This is a genomic window from Leptolyngbya sp. CCY15150, assembly GCF_016888135.1.
GTDB lineage: Bacteria > Cyanobacteriota > Cyanobacteriia > RECH01 > RECH01 > RECH01.
The window spans coordinates 1-2,725 of sequence record NZ_JACSWB010000043.1; the positions used below are offsets into that span (position 1 = coordinate 1).

Annotated in this window: 3 protein-coding genes; 1 reads left to right on the forward strand and 2 read right to left on the reverse strand. The window is 50.5% G+C overall.

Features of this window, described 5'->3' with window-relative positions:
- The first annotated feature begins 182 nt into the window (after nt 1-182).
- Nucleotides 183-1,292 carry a nitronate monooxygenase family protein gene (locus JUJ53_RS00175; protein WP_204149988.1) on the forward strand — a complete coding sequence of 370 codons (1,110 nt, stop codon included), beginning with the start codon at nt 183-185 and terminating at the stop codon, nt 1,290-1,292.
- 146 nt (nt 1,293-1,438) lie between these two features.
- On the opposite strand, the gene JUJ53_RS00180 is transcribed toward JUJ53_RS00175, so the two are convergent.
- Together JUJ53_RS00180 and JUJ53_RS00185 are read right to left on the reverse strand one after the other, a co-directional pair.
- The gene (locus tag JUJ53_RS00180) at nt 1,439-1,651 is read right to left on the reverse strand and encodes a hypothetical protein (RefSeq protein WP_204149989.1); all 213 of its coding nucleotides are present in this window, start codon (nt 1,649-1,651) and stop codon (nt 1,439-1,441) included.
- Between the two features lie 580 nt (nt 1,652-2,231).
- A complete protein-coding gene (locus JUJ53_RS00185) occupies nt 2,232-2,669 on the reverse strand; it encodes a DUF3592 domain-containing protein (protein WP_204149990.1) in 438 nt (145 codons plus the stop codon).
- Nucleotides 2,670-2,725 lie beyond the last annotated feature (56 nt).

Consider the following 2,725-nt stretch of genomic DNA (forward strand, 5'->3'; position numbering starts at 1 on the left):
CGGCGGATAGTTCTGAGGGATTGGTTAGTCATGGACATCTATCAGGTAGCTACACTACTTACCAGTATGCCAAAAGGTTTTAAAACACGCCCTAGCATCCAGCTACAGGGTCACCGCTTCGGAGGATGTCAAAGATTCATGGTTTATGCTTAACTTTCTAACTATATAGTTATTTCATGCTTATGACCTACCTTCCTGCTCTTCGGATCGGTTCTCACCAAGCTCAGTACTGCATCATTCAAGGCGGTATGGGCGTGCGAATTTCTGGCGCAAACCTCGCGGCGGCGGTGGCCAATGCTGGCGGCATCGGTATTATTTCTGCCGTCGGTCTAGGTATGAACTCGCCCTACTTCGACCCCAACCAGCGCAATCCTCTTCAGCGCCAGCGCCAGTTTTTTGAAGCCAATCGCCTGGCTTTGATTGACGAACTCAATCAGGCGCGAGCCCTCAGCCCCACAGGCATCATCGGCGTCAATATCATGGTGGCGGCCCGTGATTATGAAACCCTAGTCAGAACGGCTGCCGAACATGGAGCCAATTTGATCATCTCCGGCGCAGGGCTGCCGCTAAAACTACCAGACTTTACGGCTAACTACCCCGACGTGGCCCTCGTGCCCATTGTCTCCGGTGCCCGCGCCGCTCGCATCATCTGCCAAAAGTGGCTGCGCAACTACCATCGTCTTCCCGATGCCTTCGTGATTGAAAATCCTCGCTCTGCCGGAGGCCATCTCGGAGCCACCCTGGAAGAACTGGATAGCCCCCATGTGGATACCACCGTCACCATTCCTGAGTTGGTCAACTATCTAAAAAACGACCTCAAGCAAGACATCCCGGTGATCGCCGCAGGCGGTATCTGGAGCCGTAGTGATATTCTTCAAGCGCTATTGCTAGGAGCAGCCGGCGTGCAGATCGGCACCCGCTTTATCACCACTGATGAATGCGATGCTGACGAGCGCTACAAAGCGTTTCACGTACAGGCCAAGGCAGAAGACGTGGTGACCGTATCCAGTCCTGTTGGTCTGCCAGGGCGGGCTCTGCGTAATGCCTTTGTGGATCAAGTGCTAGCGGGCGATCGCCCCCATGCCGGTCTACCTTGCTTAGCTAACTGCCTCCAGGTCTGTAAGTTTCGAGACAAGCAAGAACCCTACTGCATTCTGAGAGCCCTGGATAGCGCTGCGCGGGGAGATATGGAGCAAGGGCTCGTGTTTTCAGGCAGCAATGCCGGACAGAGCGATCGCATTCGCCCTGTGGCGGAGGTGATGGCAGAACTCACAGGCACAGCTCTCGCCTAATCTTTCTCATGGATAAGGTGAGCAAACCCTGGGGTTAAATGTGATCAACACTCTCTTTCCTCATCCCAGGTGGCGTCTAAGGGGTGAGGAAAGAGTTAGGGTTACCTAGCGCAGGTCTTTGATGTGGGCCATGCAAGCATTGGGTCTTAATAGCTATCTTCAGAGGTCACATTGACTTGGGCTAATAGATAATTGGCATGAACCAGACGGTCAGCGATCGCCTGCCGCCACCGCAAACTCACCTCTTCATCGGAGATGATCTCAATCGCCTGCTGTCGATAGCAAGCACTACGAACCGTATCAACCTGTTCTAGCAGCGAGAGGTTGTGATAGACCGCTTTAGGTGAAAGGGTAGTCATGGGGTTCTTCCTGATGACATTAAATCAAGCAAAACAAATCAAGCAAAACGGATTCAAACCAAGGGCACGATCCGTCTACTGCTTATTGTTGTCTACTTTTGCCCGTTCGCCCTCACCCTGCGATGAAGCGTTACAGATACCCATATTTCGTGGGATTTCGTTACATTTATTCTTACAATCTTGGTAGCCTGTCTTGTTAGAAGTCTGTCTTATTAACGGATAGCGCTGTCGTCAGTCTGGCAGAAACCTTTTCTAGATGAGCGTTGCTGCATCAGAGTATGAACCCTAGCTAGAGATTCTGAAACTCTATGCAAGATTTTGCGGAATCATACCGCTATCCAGCACTGCCCTTTTTCTAGATGAACAGTCCAATACGGGAAAGTCTCCAGAGTTCCTTGATGGTCTAGCCCCTAGGACGGTGATGATATCCAGTCTGAAGACTAGACTCCATGAATAGCCGGCTGGGGAGAAAAGTTTGGGGTGTCGGCGTGAGCTTAGCAGAACGGTGAGGGCTGCAGGGTCTTCGTCAAGCTTAATGTGATACGTCAGACTCGATATGGCTCGATGTTAGAAATAGCGGTCACGTTGATCGGGCTGTAATACTCTGAATTACTGGTAAGATAATATAACTAATGAACCCCAAGGCGCTGATCCAGCCAATGAGCGTGAGCAAGGTGGCTATTAAGAAAGGAGAGCGGCTAGAAACAGCCTGAAATGCTTCTAAGGTTGACCATCGTGGCAATCTAGGTAAGTAATAGACGATAACTGTATCGCCCTCATGAACGCGTTGATAAGCAGATGGCTTAACGGAGGCTCGCCCTGTATAACGTTTGTTGTCAGATGTTTGATACTGATATCTCAGATTATATAGGATATCTGAGGCGCCAGTTTCAGAGTCGTAACTAGTGCTGATGAACTTAGATTGAATAGTGGCTGGTGTTGGAATTCCCCAATGAAGCATGCCCACATCCAAAACGGGTGTTGCATAATTAGAGGATGAACAGGAGGAATCTGCCATGCAATGTCCAGAGTGCGGGGCTACTCATATCCGTAAAAACGGCAAGAGAAGTGGTA

Coding starts and splice junctions, on each gene's coding strand:
- JUJ53_RS00175 (WP_204149988.1), top strand. CDS start 183: ATGACCTACCTTCCTGCTCTTCGGATCGGTTCTCACCAAGCTCAGTAC.
- JUJ53_RS00180 (WP_204149989.1), bottom strand. CDS start 1,651: ATGACTACCCTTTCACCTAAAGCGGTCTATCACAACCTCTCGCTGCTA.
- JUJ53_RS00185 (WP_204149990.1), bottom strand. CDS start 2,669: ATGGCAGATTCCTCCTGTTCATCCTCTAATTATGCAACACCCGTTTTG.